Source organism: Sediminibacterium salmoneum NBRC 103935 (assembly GCF_000511175.1).
GTDB lineage: Bacteria > Bacteroidota > Bacteroidia > Chitinophagales > Chitinophagaceae > Sediminibacterium > Sediminibacterium salmoneum.
Window position 1 is genome coordinate 1,117,007 of record NZ_KI866530.1, and the last position, 17,175, is coordinate 1,134,181.

The following is a 17,175-nucleotide window of genomic DNA, read 5'->3' on the forward strand; positions in this document are numbered from 1 at the left end:
AATACAAAAGAACAGGGAGGACTAGAGTTTTACAAATCGTTTTCTTGCAATGATTCTTCCGGCACCGGTTACCAGTTCTAAATTGTAGATGCCTTTTGGCAGCTGAGCCAGTTCAAGATCATATACAAAATTGCCTGTTGAGCCGCCAGTAATAATTCGCCTGTTAATCATGACTATACCAGCATTGGAAATGACTTTCAGAAAAGTACTGTTATTGGGTAAGGGTGTAAATATAATTTTAGCATTGTTCTGAACAGGATTCGGGAAAAAATAGAGTTCTTGTTCAGTGGTTAAATCGGCCCTGATATCAACTGAATCAGAAACAGAAGTACATAAATTTGTATCTGTTATAGCTACATTGTACCTGCCAATGGTAGAATAAAATACAAATAGCTTATCGGTTGTATCCGGAATGGCATTCAACAAATTGCCGTTTCTGTACCAGAGTATCTTACTGACTACCTTTCCCGAATCAGCCGTTGCTATTAAGCGGGTGGTATCTCCCGGAAGAATATTTTGTTTGCCCTGAATGGTTATTAAGGCCCCGGGCAAGGGTTTGATTGAAACTGTCACTTTCTGACGGACACTCTGACAACCCGTTGCCGTATTGGCTCTGGAAACCCAGTAATTGGTTGTTCTGATGGCATTGGTAACAGGTACAGGAGCAGTGGCCGATCCCACACCTCCATTTGCACTTGTGTACCAAAGCAAGCTGTCTCCTAATGCCCCCAGTGGTCTTGGCGTTTCATTTAAACAATACTGGATATCAAAAACAGTTGGTTTAAGGGGAACATAACCGCTGTCTAATGCAAATACATTAGATTGTGTAGTACAGCCGAAATAACTGGTTACTACTGCTCTGTACTGACCTTTGATTTTGGGAGTGATGGCAAAACTTGTATCTAATGATGCATATTTCTGAACTCGGAAATTATTCATATCTGAGATGTAGAAATTACCATCCACATCTATAAAAGCATTGCCTGGCGCATCCAGTTGTTCGGGGCTATTGCCTTTATTATTGATGCCTCCAGCTATAACAATTCCTGTATCAATACCCAATTGCCATCCTCTGATTCTGTTAGCTGTGCCTCCCTCTGCAATAATCATTCTGTTATTGGCATCTACAAAAACATTAAGCGGAGTTACCAGCTGATTGGCCCCATTCCCCTTTCCTCTTCCACCTGCAACAACTGTTCCCCTAACTTCACCGGCTCTCCATCGAACAATCCGGTCATTTTGAGAATCGGCTATATAAATATTTTGACGTTGGTCTACAAAAACGCCAAGAGGAACACTTAGTTGATTGGTTGCTGAACCAGCGAAATTACCTCCTGCAACTGTTTTACCTGCAATACTTCCCCTTACCCATAACTGCACCCTGGCATTTAAGGCATCAGCTACATACACTGCACCATAGGCATCAACAAACACACTGGTAGGATAAGAAAGCTGATTGGCTTTCAGGCCTCTTCCATTTCCACCTGCAACTACTCTTCCGGTAGTATCTCCTTCTTTCCAAACTACCACACGATCATTATCGGTGTCTGCAACATAAATGAGACCATCAGCGCTAACAAAAATACCAGCAGGATTATTCAATTGACTCAAGCGATTCCCTGCTCCTCTGCCACCCGCAACTGTAACAGCCGCTTTGGCTCCAGGCGCCCATTTTTGAATCCGATGATTCCACTGATCACATACAAAAATATTTTTCTGCTCATCCACAAATACAAAACTGGGTCTGCCTAACTGAGTGGAATCAGTTCCGCCGGTAAGTTTACCGGCAACTGTCTCAGCAGTTTTGGCATAAGTAGTAGTAATTCTGGCTAAGCTATCGCTATTTAAAGTCCATAACACAGTTCTGGCAAAAGGGCTTGCCTGAATCCGCATGGGTTCATTGTTTAAACAGGTTGGACTGATGATACTGATTTCAGGTTTTTTCCGGACTGTAACAACAACTTCTGCTGTTGAATTACAACCATTACCAATGGAAGACACCACTGTATATTTGGTTGTTACAGATGGCCTGGCAATAACCGTGTCTCTTGTAGTAGTGCTTAATCCTGCGGCAGGTGACCAGCGATAATTATTACCTCCTGAAACTATTAAATTAGCCTGACCGGTTTCACAGATGGTTGTAGTATCGTTTTTAATTACTAAATCAGGCGCTACTACCACATTAGCTATTCCAGAACCTGTAACACAACCTGAAAAAGAAGCCGATAAAACTGTGTATGCACCAGAGAGTCTTGTTTGCAGAACTGTATCAGCCTGTGCTGTAATTCCATATTTCTGAATACGGTAATTTCTGCTATCCGCCACATACATATTTCCGCTTAAATCAAACCCAACCGCATTAGGTAATTGCAACTGATCTAAAGCAGACCCCGAACTTCCGTTTGCCAAACCTGCAACAGTGGTTCCAATAGTATCATACAATGCCCAACGATGAATTCTGTTATTTCCCCGATCTGCAATAAACATATTGCTGTTTCCATCCACAAATATTCCCGAAGGGAAATTCAGCTGAAAAGGCAATGTACCTGCACCCCTGTTTCCCGCAGCAACAGCTCCTGCAAGTTTGGTCTGATCATAAAACATTATCCGATGATTCTCGGCATCGGCCACGAATAAATTATTCCGTTGATCTACAAAGACTGCCTGGGGATTATTTAAACGGATGCTGTCATTTCCGGGGGTTCCGTTACCTGCAACGGTTTTTACAATAGAACCTCCGTTCGACCATTTTTGTACCCGGTGATTCCCTGCGTCAGCTATGTATAAATTGCCATAGTTATCTACAAAAACACTGGCAGGAAAATTCAGCTGATACGTACTGTTACCCAATCCTAATCCGCCGGCAACTGTTGTTGCTGTTTTTGAACCTTTGGGGAAATATTGAATCCGGTGATTGTTCTGGTCGGCTACATAAATATTTCCTGCAGCATCCACATAAACGCCGGTTGGATAATTCAACTGATCATTCGCGTTTCCTTCCCCATTTCCGCCAACAATGGTTGTACCAACCAGTTCACCGGGCTTCCATAACTGAATGCGATGGTTTACAGCATCAGCCACATACACATTTCCTTTCTGATCTACAAATGCACCTAATGGCAAGCCCAATTGTCCCGGGGCATTGCCAATTCCATTTCCACCTGCAAACACCGTTCCTGCCTTACTCCATTCCGGGAAAAAGCTGCCCGCTTTTATTCCATTGCCTCTGAAATAATTAAGACTCGCTGGTCTTTCCCCTAAAATAGTAGTAGTTACTTTAGTTGCATCCGGTGATAAACAAAGAGTTGGTGTTACTACTGGTACAGACCTGATTCCTACATTGATCGTAAGTGCTCTGTATGAAACGCAACCACTGTCCGATACGGAATTGATTCCATAAAACATAGTTGAATCAGGCTTAATTAAAAAAGTGCTATCTGTAATTTTGTTCACACCCGTAGCAGGGAACCAGGTATAATTGGTATTGCCTGTTAATTTTATCTCAGTAACATCACCTGCGCATATAGCCGTTCTGCCTATTACATTAATGGCAGGTCGGGCATTCACATTTATCAGATTAGACTGTTGCACACAGCCATTAAAAGAAGTTACCCTGGCAGAATACAATCCACCTTCATAGGGCCTGAATTCAGGGCTCATAGGAATGGCGCTGTATTGTTGTACCCTGCCATTTTGCTGATCTAAAACAAATAAATTTCCCGAGGCGTCAAATGCCATACCGGTTGGATAATTGAATTGATTGTCTCCCGAACCCGAAATACCATTGTCGCTTCCTGCAATGGTAATCATTCCTATTCCGTTATTGTATAATTTATGTACACGATTGTTTCCAGCTTCCAGCACATATACTTCTTCAAAGGCATCTACCAGAATATCAACAGGCTGAAACAAATACCCATAACCCGTTCCCTTGCCTAATTGACCCATTATTGTTTTGCCCGCATAATTCCCCAATTTGAATTTTTGTACCCGATGATTGGCAGAATCAGCCACATAAATATTGAAATCCTTATCTACAGCAACACCCTGCGGACTGTTTAGTCTCATGGAATCGGAACCAGGTCCCAATCCGCCCGCTACGGTAAGTCCCGTTGCCCCACCCTGTGCCCATCGCTGAATTCTGTGGTTGCCCGCATCTGCTATATACACAAATCCTAACGCATCTACGAAAACATCACGTGGGTCACTCAACTGATTCTGTCCTGAACCTTTTCCATTTCCTCCTGCAACCAGAAATCCATTACTCGATCCCGGAGCAAAACGCAAAACCCGGTTGTTGTACTGATCGGTAACAAATAAATTTCCAAATCCATCAATGAATAATCCTGCGGGCTTATTCAATTGATTGGGCATATTGCCTCCCCCGTTACCTCCTGCAATGGTTACCCCGTCAGGTGTATTTCTACTATAGGCAACTATCCGGTTATTGATGGTGTCGGATATATAAATATTACCGTTATTATCTAATGCAATTCCATGGGTACCGGAAACCCTTGCTCTGTTACCGACCGAACCGGAAACAACCGTTGTTGAAACGGTACTTAGTGTAGCTTTTGTTTTTTGAATAACAGAATCGTTCAGTATCCATTCTATCTGATAAGGACTCCTGCTAAAATTACCCAGGATGGTTCCTTCACCGGCACACTTAGGTCCGCTGATGCTTACAAATACACATTGTGCAGCCAACCAGTTTGTTACCAATAGCAGCAACAAACTGAAAAACCCTTTTACACAATAGTTACATGTCTTACTCATCAACTTCATATCTGGTTATGGACAGAAAAATTGTTTCACCACTTTTTAAAGCAATGACAGGGTGCGGATAAAAAACACTATAAACCTCATAAGCCGGATTCTGTTTCAACTCCATCATTTATCTGGCCGCAACATTGCTGTTACGATCTTGCTGCCTACCCTGGATTGCGTTTCAATTAAGAAATCGAGAACGAGCAGCTCTCAAACAATCCTATACATGGCATTACAGTACCCAAGGTTTACCCATAGCTTATGTTACCATCTGCTATCGTGAGCTCTTACCTCACATTTTCACCTTTTCCGTTTAAAACGGTAGTTATTTTCTGTGGCACTTTCTCTTTTCCAATTGCTCGGAAAGCCGGCGCTTAACCGGTGGGTTGCTCTATACTGTCCGGACTTTCCTCCCCGACAAGTCGGGGCGATGGCTCGGGTTTATAGTACTTACGAAGATACGTAATGCTATCCCAATGTGGTCTTAGTGGTCATTTTAAGGGGGGCTCCATTGAAAAAATACCCAATGGTTGGTATAAATTTAACCGCAATACCCGCGGATTATTTATAATGAAAGAAAACCTGGGTAGCTCCAAACCCAAAACGGGGGTCGTACTGGTTTACAAAATGTTTGACTTCTCTTTTGGTTTTCAGGTAATCGTGTACCTCTTCCCTCAGTTTGCCAACACCAACACCGTGAATAACAATCAACTCCTGCTGTCGGTGACTGATGGAAATATCCACCCATTTTTCCAGTTCAGCCAGCTGTATGGACAGTATTTCAAAATTGCTCAGATGCCTGTATTCGTCAGTTAGTTTTTCAATATGTAAATCAATAACAGATCTTGCCGGAGGCAGGTATTCCTTTATTTTTCCGGCATCATATACTTTATATCCCTTTGCCTTAAGGCTGTCAAGTGGCAGGGACTCTGCTTGTTTATCGGGATATTGGGTAAATAAAGTATAGGAAAAAGTGGGCTCATTGTTTTCCTTCAGCTGCTCAATTTTTTGAAAAACCTGTTTGGGTTTCAATTTCAATTGCACTTCATAATGATCAGCCTTCCCTTTTTGCTCTGGTAATAAACTGAAATCGATGGTGAAAGATGGGGTATCATTTACCTGCTCAAATTTAATATCGTGCAGATAAAAGTCATGAAAAGGCTGAATTTCATTTACCAGACTGAAATATTCCTCCCCATTAAAATATTGCTGATAAGTAAATCTGAATCCATCATTGGTTTTATTTACCAGATGAATTTTCAATAATTCTACAACTTCATCATTAAAATCGTCGAGGGCAAATTTTGGGATGAAAGAAAGCCAGACACCTTCAGATACTTTTATCTGATTAGGCTTTGGTGCTTCCTTTGCTATCTGATCTACATATACCTTAGGTTCCAGTTTCTTCTGTGGTATCAGTTTCTTCTCCATAAATCTTTTAAAATAGGGAAAATCAATCTGGTCCATATAGGCAGGAAACTTCACTCCCCTTACTTCAATCATCACCATTTTATCGTTGATGATTTCAATTACCTTACCTTCTTCATTGCTATGCAACACTAAAATATCATCCCCAACTTGGTATTTCATCAGCTCGCCAGTTTACTCTTGTTTTTACCGTATAAAAAATAAATAATCAATCCCAGAGACATCCATCCAAAAAACCATAACCAGCTAATGGCGGGAATCTCAATCATCAGATACAAACAACACAATGCACCTGCAACAGGGATAAAAGAAAAAGCATGTTTAAAACTAAAAAAAGCAGTTACCAATGCAATCAGCATGAAAACCAGAAACAACACTTCCTGAAAACCCTCGTGACCCAGATTGGCAAAAGCATCATTAATTCTGGTTCTGGAAAACCAGGTCATAATAAGAACCAGTGCCGGTATAATGAACTTCCCATTAATATATGGCAATTTGAATCCTTTTCTGGCCACATTTTCATTCATTTTGGGCAATAACAAAACACCAAAACATACCAATACAAAGGCAAACAAGGTACCGATGCTGGTTAAGTCTGTCATGAAACCACTGCTGATAAACAAAGATGGTACAGCTACAATTAAACCAGTAAGAATTGTAGAGAATCCAGGAGTCTGGTATTTCGGGTGTACTTCTGCAAATTTTTTGGGTAATAATCCATCCCTGCTCATGCTCATCCAGATTCTGGGCTGCCCCATCTGAAACACCAGCAATACACTGGTAGTAGCAACCACAGCACTAATTGAAATAATGTATCCGATTTTGTTCATGTTCAGCTTATCAAAAACATAGGCCAGCGGATCATCTACTTTCAATTCACTGTAATGAACCATGCCTGTTAACACCAATGCAACCAAGATGTATAAAACAGTGCAGATTAATAAAGAATAAATCATCCCCTTGGGTAAATCTCGCTGCGGGTCCTTACACTCTTCCGCAGTGGTTGAAATGGCATCAAACCCTATATAGGCATAGAATACCGCTGATACCCCTGCCAGTACACCTCCGAAACCATTGGGTAAAAAAGGAGTCCAGTTGTCTGTATCCACATAAAAAAATCCCAAAACAATAATACCAATGATTACTGCCAGTTTAAATATTACCATCAGGTTCGTGCTCTTCTTGCTTTCTTTAATCCCTATATAAGCCAGCCCGGTAATAATCATCACAATAAAAAAAGCAGGCACATTCAGAATCACTTTCCAGGATCCTATCATGGGCGCATTCATAATGGCATCATAGCCCAGTCTGGCATGTTTGGTCATTGTTTCAGGGGCTTCCCCGGCTGCAAGTGCTTTTACTGCTTCCTCATAGCCGAGTTGCGCATTACTGGCATTGGTAGCCAGCCATCCGGGCAAACTGATATTAAATCCCTCCAGCAGATTGTTGAAATATCCACTCCAGCTAATGGCCACTACTATATTTCCAATAGCATACTCCAAAATCAAAGCCCATCCAATAATCCATGCCACCAGTTCGCCAAAAGAAACATAAGCATACGTATATGCACTACCAGAAATAGGAATTCTACTGGCAAATTCTGCATAACAAAGTGCACTGAATCCACAGGTTATAGCCGTAATTACAAAAAGAAAAGCAATCCCGGGTCCTCCATTATAGGCAGCAGAACCGATGGTAGAGAAAATGCCTGCACCAATTACAGCTGCAATCCCCATAAAAGTCAGGTCCTTTACGCCCAGTACTTTTTTTAATCCAGTTCCATGACCGTCGGTTTTACCCGCTGCTGCGTCTGCAGTAATTATATCAATTGATTTCTTTCTAAACAAAGATGACATGCTACATGAATTTGGTAGGAAGATAAGTAAATTAAACGTCTCTCTGAATCAGGAAGTCTGCCAATTCCTTGAGCGGTTTCTTTCTGGCAGAGACTACTGCAATGGCTTCCAGGTGTTCCATTGCCTTTTGTAAATATTGTTCTTTCAGGGTATTGGCCCATGCATCCACCCCGCAGGCTTTATAAATAGCCAGCACTTTCTGAACCTTGTCGGCAGACTGCCCCTGCATTAAACTGTACAATTCTCTTCTCTGATCTTCAGGCGCAACATCCAGGGTATGCAACAATAAAAATGTTTTTTTATTCTGACGGATATCTCCTCCTACTTCTTTTCCAAATTTTTGAGGGTCCCCGAATGCGTCCAGGTAATCGTCCTGAATTTGAAAAGCAATCCCCAGATTTTTGCCGAATTCATACAGATGTTTGCAATTGCCTTCGCTTGCACCACCAATAATGGCCCCCATTTCCAAACTGGCAGCGAGTAATACAGAAGTCTTCAGCGTAATCATTTCAATGTAAGCTTCCAGGGTAACCTGATTCTGATTTTCAAAATCCATATCGTATTGCTGCCCTTCACAAACTTCCTTTGCTGTCTTATTAAAAAGCCTTAAAATTTTTTGCAGATAGCTGCCATTAATTTTGTTCAATTCTTCATAAGATTCAATCATCATGACATCTCCGGATAATATGGCAGTGCTTTGATTGTATTTGGTATGAATGGTTTCCATTCCTCTTCTAAGGGCAGCTGCATCCATGATATCATCATGGATCAATGTGAAATTATGAAACAGTTCCACCGCTGCGGCAAGATGGTAAGCATCTTCATGTATATCATCGAACAATTCATTCCCCATTAAACACAGGATTGGGCGGATTCTTTTGCCTCCAATAGTTAAAAAATAATTACAGGGCTCATAAAGAGTTGCAGGAGTTGAAGGAAACGGCGATTGATTAAATCGCTGACTGAATGCTGCTGATAAATCTTTGAATGAAAACATGCTACAAACCTAATTATAAAATGATGGAACTATTCAGCAGCTTAACAATTTTTTTAGCATTCAGTTGCAGATTGGCACGATTTTGTAAGGATAATCCTAAACAATGAACATGAGAAAATTGATGATGGTATTGGCGCTTGCCTTTACAGTAAGTTTAGTACACGCACAAAACAATGGTAGCACTTATCAAACTGCACTGGGTGTTAAAATGTATCCCGGCGCTATTTCGGTAAAACACTTCACACAAAAAGGAAGAGCACTGGAAGGATTGGGTTATATTTCAAATGATGGATTCAGACTAACCGGATTATACGAACTGCATTTCCCTATTGCAGGTGCAGAAGGTCTTCAATGGTATGTGGGTGGTGGTGGCCATATTGGTGTATGGAGCGACAACTGGAAATCGAGATACCCCAACAGAGCAGACGGTATTGCTATTGGTGTAGATGGTGTATTGGGATTGGATTATAAAATTAAAGGAGCTCCGCTCAATCTAAGTTTCGACTGGCAGCCCTCCTTTAACTTTATCGGATATAATTATTTTGAAGGTGGATGGGGTGGATTAGCAATACGCTATACATTTTAAACCCTTTTACACCGTATTTTTTTGAATCCCAACTAAAAAAACAATTGAGATAATACGTTGGCCGGATCATTGGTAGCCGGCTTTAGCCCTAAGAATTTATTCATTTGATTCTTTAACAATATTCCGGCCAACTTAGATTTCAAACCTTGGAAAATACCAGACTGACGCTGCGTATATTCTGCAGGATTGGTTTTTTGCTTATCAATAAATTGTGCTTTTTGTTTCAGATATTCAGTAACCGCTTCCGCTACTTTTGGCTTTTGCGCGCCTGTTAGTGCCAATGCAGGGCCTAATTTACCCATGATACCTCCGGAAAGACTATTTACATCGAATCCGGCAACTGCACCTACCGCTTTTGCCTTGTCTAAAACATTTCCCAACTGTGCTTGGGTTTGAATAACAGAAGCCAGTAAAATGGCTGAAAACAGTACTAACTTTTTCATTGCTTATTTATTTTTGAATTGAAAATAAAGTATCTACAAATGCTTCTTTATTAAAAATGAGCAGGTCTTCTACTTTTTCACCTACCCCTATATATTTTACAGGAATGTTGAATTGATTGGCAATGGCCAATACAACCCCACCTTTAGCTGTACCATCCAGTTTGGTAATGGCCAAAGCACTTACATTGGTTGTAGCCGTAAAATGCCTTGCCTGCTCAACCGCATTCTGCCCGGTTGATCCATCCAGCACCAACAATACTTCGTGGGGGCCTTCCGGTACAATTTTCTGAATGACTCTTTTAATTTTATTCAGCTCATCCATCAGATGGGCTTTGTTGTGCAATCGGCCTGCTGTATCAATAATTACGATATCTGCGTTTTTGGCTACGGCGCTGGCTACCGTATCATAAGCCACCGCACTCGGGTCTGAGCCCATTGCCTGTTTCACAATGGGTACTCCCACTCTTTCGCTCCAGATGGTCAACTGATCCACAGCTGCTGCTCTGAAAGTGTCCGCTGCCCCTAATACAACGGAATTACCGGCAGCCTTAAAACGGGATGCCAGCTTGCCAATCGTTGTAGTTTTACCAACACCGTTAACGCCCACCACCAGAATGATATATGGTTTTTTCCCTTCGGGGATTTGGAAACCCTGTAAGGAATCCAAAGGTGCATCTACTAAAACCGATGCAATTTCTTTTTGAAGTATTGTATTTAATTCGCTGGTATTGAGATATTTATCATTTTTTACCCTCTGTTCAATTTTGCGAATGATCTGCAATGTGGTATCTACACCAACATCGGCGCCAATTAAAGCTTCTTCCAGATTATCCAGCACTTCGTCATCAATCGTGGTTTTACCTGCAATGGCTTTGGTAATTTTAGACAGGAATCCTTCCTTGGTTTTTTGCAAACCCTGATCCAGACTCTCTTTTTCCTTTTTCCCGAATAATTTATCAAAAAAGCCCATGGTCGATATTTATTGGTTTAATACAAAAAAGCCTCCGACGATGAAGAAGGAAGCTTTAACATTATTGACAACGAAAGACTACTTGTTAGCGATAAAATCGTTCACTTTGTCTTTGTGTATAATTTGCTCTTTGAAAGTATAAGCACCAGTCTTAGGGCTACGAACGGCCTTAATAACTTTGGTCCAGTTCTTTGCTTCAGCTGCTGCTTTTAAGTCTTTTACTTTCGCGTTTTTGGAAGCTACTTTAGCCATGATTATTTGATTTCTTTATGAACGGTTACTTTTTTCAAAATTGGGTTGAATTTCTTCAATTCAATACGCTCAGGCGTATTCTTCTTGTTCTTGGTAGTAATATAGCGACTGGTACCCGGCTGACCGCTGGTCTTGTGCTCGGTACACTCTAGTATTACTTGAACCCTGTTACCTTTCTTTGCCATTTTATAGGTAGTTTACTGTGTTTAGTTAGATTTTAGCGCCGTTGGCTCTCATTTCTTTAATTACTGTACTTAAACCATTCTTATTGATGGTTCTTAAAGCGTCTGTAGACACTTTTAACGTTACCCAACGATCTTCTTCAGCAAAGAAGAAGCGCTTCTTTTGCAAATTAGGTAAGAAACGACGCTTGGTTTTAATGTTTGAGTGAGAAACACTGTTACCAACTATTGGCTTTTTACCGGTTATCTGACATACTCTTGCCATGACTCTAATGTTTTTTTCCGATTTTTTCGGACGGCAAAGGTAGGAAAATTCACCAAATTAACAAACCTAACAAAGTATTTTTTCCATTTTTTTTAAAAAAAGCCTCCATTTATCAAGTGTGAAAAACACTTTAACAATTTTCATCACAGGAAAACAGCCCTTAACTTTTCCTAAACAATCCGCGCCAATCCCTTATCTGAATTGAATTTGAGCAAATATACCCTATTTCTGCTGACCGCCGCTCCTACCATTCATCTATTAGGGCTATATGGCCATGTAACCTATCACAATTGCCTTCGTCTGATATATGCAAGCCAGTAGTTTTGACTTGTAAATAATAAAAAACAAACAAAATATAAAAACATGAAAAAGATTCTTTTTGCAGCCGCCATCTTAGTAAGCACCAGCAGTTTTGCCAACCCAATTAACCCGGAATCAGACAAGGGAAACTTAAAAAGCCTTTTGGGTAAAGTAAGTAATGTACAATGGAAATCTGCTGCCAAATTTGAAAAAGCAAGTGTTCAGGTAGAAGAACAAAAAGTAGAAGTATTTTATAATACAGACGGGGACTTAATTGGTACCACCCGCTACCAGGATTTTGACAAACTGCCTAAAAATGCATTAAAAACCATTACCAGCAAGTATACATTCCCTGAATATGCTTTACAGGAGTGTATTGCATTTACCAACGAATACAATGAAACCAGTTATTATGTGTCTATGACTACCGATAAAGAATACCTGGTACTGGCTATTTCTGATTATGGCGATGTAAGCATATTAACAAATATCAGAAAATAGTTTCCGCTTACTTCATGGCTCTCTATTAGTTATATGGTTGATGGAAGCTGCTCCTGATATGGGGCAGCTTTTTTATTTGGGGAAGCTTATTTTGCCCATGGTTACAGATGGAATGCCTGCATTTCCTCCTCCGATGGATACGGAGCCACCTGCTACATTTTCATTGGCCAGTACAGCAAAAAGAACGGCTTCCTTGGCATCCGGATGAATATGCAAAGCATCCGTTGTATAAAATACTGCATCAGGTAGAGAGGCTTTGATATAATCCATGATCATAGGATTATGCATTCCTCCCCCGCTGCTATATACAACAAGATTCTTATGACCAATCAAGTCCTGCCCGCGTTCTATTGCCGTAACAATCGTGGAAGCGGTTAAACGGTTTAAGGTGGCCATAATATCGTAATGACTGATTCCTTCTTGGCCAGATCGTTGAATGGCTTTTTCCAGATAAGCCAGATTAAACAATTCAGGACCCGTGGTTTTGGGGAAGGACTCTGCAAAGAACGGATCGGACAATAATATATTTAATAAAGCATCATTTACTTTACCCTGTAAAGCTATTGCTGCATCCTTATCATAGGCACAATTAAAATACTTCTGTACAAACTGGTCCATCAATGTATTCCCTGGACCGGTATCGGTACTGAATATTTTAGCTGCATCCAGGCTGCCGGGTAAAAAAGTATAATTGGCAATTCCCCCGATATTCAGCATAATCCGGTCTTCTCCCTTTTTACTGAAAATGAAATAATCACCGTAAACCGCCAATGGAGCGCCTTCGCCTCCTGCCGCAATATGTTTCTGCCTGAAATCGCTCATCGTGATGATTCCGGTTTTTACAGCAATCTGGTCCCCGTCTCCAATCTGAAGGGTTGCATTGCCGTATTGAGGTTTGCCGTGCAAAAGCTTGGGAGCATGGTAGACCGTTTGCCCATGGCTGGCAATCATGTCTATTTCGGCGGGTTGAATCCCCCAACCCTTTAATGCCTTTAATATCATGGCTGCATGCTGCTCACCCACCCAGGGATTTAACAGACATAGCAATTCAAAATCAATTGTCTTTTTAGAAAAAATTTCCCTGATAGCCGATTTGAATGTTTCATCAAAAGGAATGGTGGTGAAATGCTTTACAGCTACTTCTGTTTCCATGCCACTGCCAGTAATATCGCAAACTGCAATATCCAATCCGTCCAGAGAAGTACCACTCATTAAACCAATGATGGTTCTTTTTGGGGCAGCACCCATCTTAGCTAACTGAGCAATATACTGGTTCATGGTCGAAAATTTTACCTAAAATACGCAAATAACCGCAGGAAAAATGGCTTTTTACGCAATATTCTGCAAGCTTCCACCTTTGGCGAATAAACGATCTACCCGTTTTTCTACTGCCGGGTCTTTTTCCACAGGGGGCGCATGATGAGGTTTTATTCGGGCATCTATAACCAATGGTCCTTCACAACCCCAATGCTTGTTGATGACACTTTCTTTAATACCATGAATATCGTGTGAAGGATTGCAACGGGTATAAGTAACCCACAGATAATTGCGCATATTGGCTGCTACAAAATCAGCATCATCACAAACCACTATCATTGCAATGCCCTTTAGCTGATCCACAGAATCATGCAGTTGATAGTTCAGCATTTTTATTTCTTCTTTTACCGTTTGATAATTGGTAAAAGGCTTGGTTTTGATGGCTATTACCCCTGGCATTACGATCCTGGGATTTTCAAACTGTGTTAATTCATTCAACACCGATGGAACTACGGTGGCCAGTTCCCTGATGGGCTCGCCATATGCTGCAAATACTACTTTACTTCCTGAATTCAATCCCGTACCGGAATAATCCAGGGTATCAATGGTAGTATTGGTATAAAAATGTACATCTCTTTGCAGGTTGAGTCTTTCCAGAACATAGTGCAGGAAAGGCTGAACAGGATGTGTACTTAATTGATTGGTATCATCTGCCGCAATAAATAAGAATTTGGCTAAACTAAGCTGACCAGTACCCAACACATGGTTGGCAATGGTAAGCAGCTCTGCTGGTTGTTTGGCAGGTGTATAAGGAGTATATCTTTCACTTCCTACTGCCAACAATAGCGGGTGCACACCTGCAGCGTCCACCGCATGCACTTCTTTCAGGCCAGGTATTTCCTGCGGGATTGCAGCCCCTGTTATTTCATGAATCAGTTCGCCAAAGCTGGTGTCTTCCTGGGGAGGACGACCTACCACCGTGAATGGCCAGATGGCATTTTTTCTAGCATATACTTTATGAACACGCATCAAAGGAAAATCGTGCTGTAAACTATAGTAGCCTAAATGGTCTCCAAAAGGTCCTTCCGGTTTATTTTCTCCGGGATATACCTCCCCTGTGATTACAAAATCTGCATCGGTACTGATGCAGAAACCATCTTCATAGGTATATCGGAACCTGCGGCCGCCGAGTACTCCGGCAAAAGTCATTTCACTGATTCCTTCCGGCAATGGCATCACTGCAGATAAAGTGTGAGAAGGAGGACCTCCTACAAAACAACTTACTTTCAGGGGCTCTCCTTTTGCATTGGCTTTGGTTTGGTGAACACCAATGCCTCTGTGCAACTGATAATGCAACCCGATTTCCTTGTCTTTTGCATAATTATTGCCTGTCAATTGAATACGATACATACCCAGATTGGCTTTCATGATTCCAGGCTGATCAATATCTTCTGTATATACCTGAGGTAAGGTAACAAATGCCCCCCCATCCATGGGCCAGTGATGAATGAGTGGAAGATCACTGATATTGATTTCTTCATACATCACGGGTTTGGTCCAGGGGTTCTTTAAGGGCAATGCTTTGAGAGCCGCGAGACCCGCCGATGCATTTTGAAGGGGTGATTTGAGTGCTTTGATTGGATCGTTCTTTAACTCTATTAATTTTTGTACACTTTCTATCGTGTTCCGAAAAATAAACTTGGAACGATCAAGTGTTCCAAAAATATTGGATGCTGCCCTGAAGCGGGAGCCTTTTACATTTTCAAATAATATAGCAGGGCCTTTTGCTTCGTACACCCTAAGATGTATGGCCGCCATTTCCAGATAAGGGTCAACTTCTTCCTTTACGCGAACCAGGTGACCATTTTTCTCCAGGTCAATTAAACAGGCTTCTAAAGATGAATAATTCATATGCTATCAACAAAGCTAAAGCCTAAAAAGTTGATATGCGAATAGTTTAAAGTAATTTTGCTTCATGACTAAGCTGAGTGTAAACATCAATAAGCTGGCAACACTAAGAAACAGCAGAGGAGGCAATAACCCTAACCTGATTCAGTCAGCATTGGATATAGAGCAGTTTGGCGCGGATGGCATTACGGTTCACCCAAGACCAGACGAAAGACATATTCGTTATGAAGATGTGTATGATTTAAAAAAAGTATTGAAAACCGAATTTAATATTGAGGGGAATCCAACCGAACAAAAGTTTGTAGAACTGGTGCTTGCCACCAGGCCCGCTCAGGTAACCCTGGTTCCCGATGCACTGGGACAGCTAACAAGTAACCACGGTTGGAATACCATTGAACACCAATCTTATTTACAATCTATTATTGGGGTTTTTAAATCAGCGGGTATACGGGTTTCCATTTTTGTGGATCCTGTTGTAGAAATGGTGGAAGCAGCAGCAACTACTGGCACAGATAGAATAGAATTGTACACAGAATCTTTTGCAGTGGGTTTTGCTGCCGGAAATAAAGAAGCTGCCATTGCACCTTTTGTTGCAGCAGCAGAAACCGCCAGACGTTTAGGCCTGGGATTGAATGCAGGACACGACTTAGACAGATTTAACCTGGGGTATTTTAGTAAAGAAATTCCCTGGTTAGACGAAGTGAGTATTGGGCATGCACTCATATGCGATGCTATTTATTTAGGACTGGAGAATACCGTTCAGATTTATAAAAGACAATTAACGCATTAATTACTATAACATGAACAATCAACCTCAGGTAGGAATTATAATGGGAAGCGACAGTGATTTATCCGTAATGGAAGCTGCCGCACAAGTGTTACAGGAAATGGGAATTACGTATGAATTAACCATAGTGTCTGCACACAGAACCCCGCAAAGAATGATGAACTATGCATCATCTGCTGCAAAAAGAGGACTGAAAGTAATTATTGCAGGTGCCGGTGGTGCTGCACACTTGCCGGGTATGGTTGCGGCTGTTACTACTTTACCAGTAATTGGTGTGCCCATTAAATCTTCCAACTCCATTGATGGTTGGGATTCAGTTTTATCCATTTTACAAATGCCCAATGGGGTGCCTGTTGCAACCGTTGCATTGAATGCTGCTAAAAATGCAGGATTACTTGCAGCACAAATTATCGGTGCTTTTGATGCTGGTGTTGCGGAGAAAATGGCTCAGTATAAAAACGATATGAAACATGCTGTTGAAGAAAAAGCGGCAGGTCTGAAAGCTAAATGGCCGAATCAGTTTGATTTATAAAATTTGCCCATCAATTATTGTAAAATTACCGGAACGGATTAGCTCGCTTCGCTCGCTGATTACCGAAGAGTGGGTCTTACCCAAAGCCTCTTCACCGCCTTCGGCGTTGAAGGCTTTTTTATTTTCTCCCTTAGGCAAACAAGT

At 41.3% G+C, this 17,175-nt stretch carries 15 protein-coding genes and 1 other RNA gene; 4 read left to right on the forward strand and 12 right to left on the reverse strand.

Translation table 11 applies throughout. The features are described from left to right. Positions 1 to 21: 21 nt before the first annotated feature. The 5 genes from P767_RS0105345 to P767_RS0105365 all read right to left on the reverse strand — a co-directional run bounded on the left by P767_RS0105345 (position 22) and on the right by P767_RS0105365 (position 9,048). Positions 22 to 4,776 (reverse strand): T9SS type A sorting domain-containing protein, encoded by a 4,755-nt coding sequence (locus P767_RS0105345; protein ID WP_026763701.1) that lies wholly within the window; start codon positions 4,774 to 4,776, stop codon positions 22 to 24. Positions 4,777 to 4,849: 73 nt separating this feature from the next. Beyond that, an RNA gene (gene rnpB / locus P767_RS17825) (RNase P RNA component class A) lies at positions 4,850 to 5,214 on the reverse strand. 114 nt (positions 5,215 to 5,328) lie between these two features. After that, on the reverse strand, positions 5,329 to 6,357 hold the full coding sequence (locus P767_RS0105355; protein WP_026763702.1) for a Smr/MutS family protein: 1,029 nt from the start codon (positions 6,355 to 6,357) through the stop codon (positions 5,329 to 5,331). Next, positions 6,357 to 8,051, reverse strand: a complete 1,695-nt coding sequence (locus P767_RS0105360; protein WP_026763703.1) for an amino acid permease — start codon at positions 8,049 to 8,051, stop codon at positions 6,357 to 6,359. Before P767_RS0105360 ends, P767_RS0105355 begins: the two co-directional genes overlap by 1 nt. A gap of 31 nt (positions 8,052 to 8,082) precedes the next feature. Beyond that, positions 8,083 to 9,048, reverse strand: a complete 966-nt coding sequence (locus P767_RS0105365) for a polyprenyl synthetase family protein (protein WP_026763704.1) — start codon at positions 9,046 to 9,048, stop codon at positions 8,083 to 8,085. A gap of 103 nt (positions 9,049 to 9,151) precedes the next feature. Between P767_RS0105365 and P767_RS0105370 the strand changes: the two genes are divergently transcribed. Next, entirely contained in the window at positions 9,152 to 9,634 is a 483-nt protein-coding gene (locus P767_RS0105370) for a hypothetical protein (RefSeq protein WP_026763705.1), read from the forward strand. A gap of 32 nt (positions 9,635 to 9,666) precedes the next feature. On the opposite strand, the gene P767_RS0105375 is transcribed toward P767_RS0105370, so the two are convergent. The 5 genes from P767_RS0105375 to rpmB form a co-directional block, all read right to left on the reverse strand. After that, the gene (locus tag P767_RS0105375) at positions 9,667 to 10,077 is read right to left on the reverse strand and encodes a hypothetical protein (protein WP_026763706.1); all 411 of its coding nucleotides are present in this window, start codon (positions 10,075 to 10,077) and stop codon (positions 9,667 to 9,669) included. Between the two features lie 7 nt (positions 10,078 to 10,084). Then, positions 10,085 to 11,047, reverse strand: coding sequence for a signal recognition particle-docking protein FtsY (gene ftsY, locus P767_RS0105380; RefSeq protein WP_026763707.1), 963 nt, complete (start codon positions 11,045 to 11,047; stop codon positions 10,085 to 10,087). A gap of 78 nt (positions 11,048 to 11,125) precedes the next feature. After that, positions 11,126 to 11,299, reverse strand: a complete 174-nt coding sequence (locus P767_RS17900; RefSeq protein WP_071790317.1) for a DUF4295 domain-containing protein — start codon at positions 11,297 to 11,299, stop codon at positions 11,126 to 11,128. 2 nt (positions 11,300 to 11,301) lie between these two features. Then, a complete protein-coding gene (gene rpmG, locus P767_RS0105390) occupies positions 11,302 to 11,484 on the reverse strand; it encodes a 50S ribosomal protein L33 (protein ID WP_026763708.1) in 183 nt (60 codons plus the stop codon). A 25-nt stretch (positions 11,485 to 11,509) separates the two neighbouring features. Then, on the reverse strand, positions 11,510 to 11,746 hold the full coding sequence (rpmB, locus tag P767_RS0105395) for a 50S ribosomal protein L28 (protein WP_026751641.1): 237 nt from the start codon (positions 11,744 to 11,746) through the stop codon (positions 11,510 to 11,512). Positions 11,747 to 12,109: 363 nt separating this feature from the next. Here rpmB and P767_RS0105400 point away from each other — a divergent pair, with 363 nt between their 5' ends. Next, positions 12,110 to 12,547 carry a hypothetical protein gene (locus P767_RS0105400; protein ID WP_026763709.1) on the forward strand — a complete coding sequence of 146 codons (438 nt, stop codon included), beginning with the start codon at positions 12,110 to 12,112 and terminating at the stop codon, positions 12,545 to 12,547. 72 nt (positions 12,548 to 12,619) lie between these two features. Here the strand turns inward: P767_RS0105400 and P767_RS0105405 are convergent, their stop codons facing one another. After that, a complete protein-coding gene (locus tag P767_RS0105405) occupies positions 12,620 to 13,825 on the reverse strand; it encodes an anhydro-N-acetylmuramic acid kinase (RefSeq protein WP_026763710.1) in 1,206 nt (401 codons plus the stop codon). Positions 13,826 to 13,876: 51 nt separating this feature from the next. After that, positions 13,877 to 15,715 carry a UbiD family decarboxylase gene (locus P767_RS0105410; protein ID WP_026763711.1) on the reverse strand — a complete coding sequence of 613 codons (1,839 nt, stop codon included), beginning with the start codon at positions 15,713 to 15,715 and terminating at the stop codon, positions 13,877 to 13,879. A gap of 64 nt (positions 15,716 to 15,779) precedes the next feature. Here P767_RS0105410 and P767_RS0105415 point away from each other — a divergent pair, with 64 nt between their 5' ends. Both P767_RS0105415 and purE read left to right on the forward strand, forming a co-directional pair. Next, positions 15,780 to 16,502 (forward strand): pyridoxine 5'-phosphate synthase, encoded by a 723-nt coding sequence (locus P767_RS0105415; protein ID WP_026763712.1) that lies wholly within the window; start codon positions 15,780 to 15,782, stop codon positions 16,500 to 16,502. Positions 16,503 to 16,512: 10 nt separating this feature from the next. Then, on the forward strand, positions 16,513 to 17,031 hold the full coding sequence (purE, locus tag P767_RS0105420; protein ID WP_026763713.1) for a 5-(carboxyamino)imidazole ribonucleotide mutase: 519 nt from the start codon (positions 16,513 to 16,515) through the stop codon (positions 17,029 to 17,031). The last annotated feature ends 144 nt before the right edge of the window (positions 17,032 to 17,175 follow it).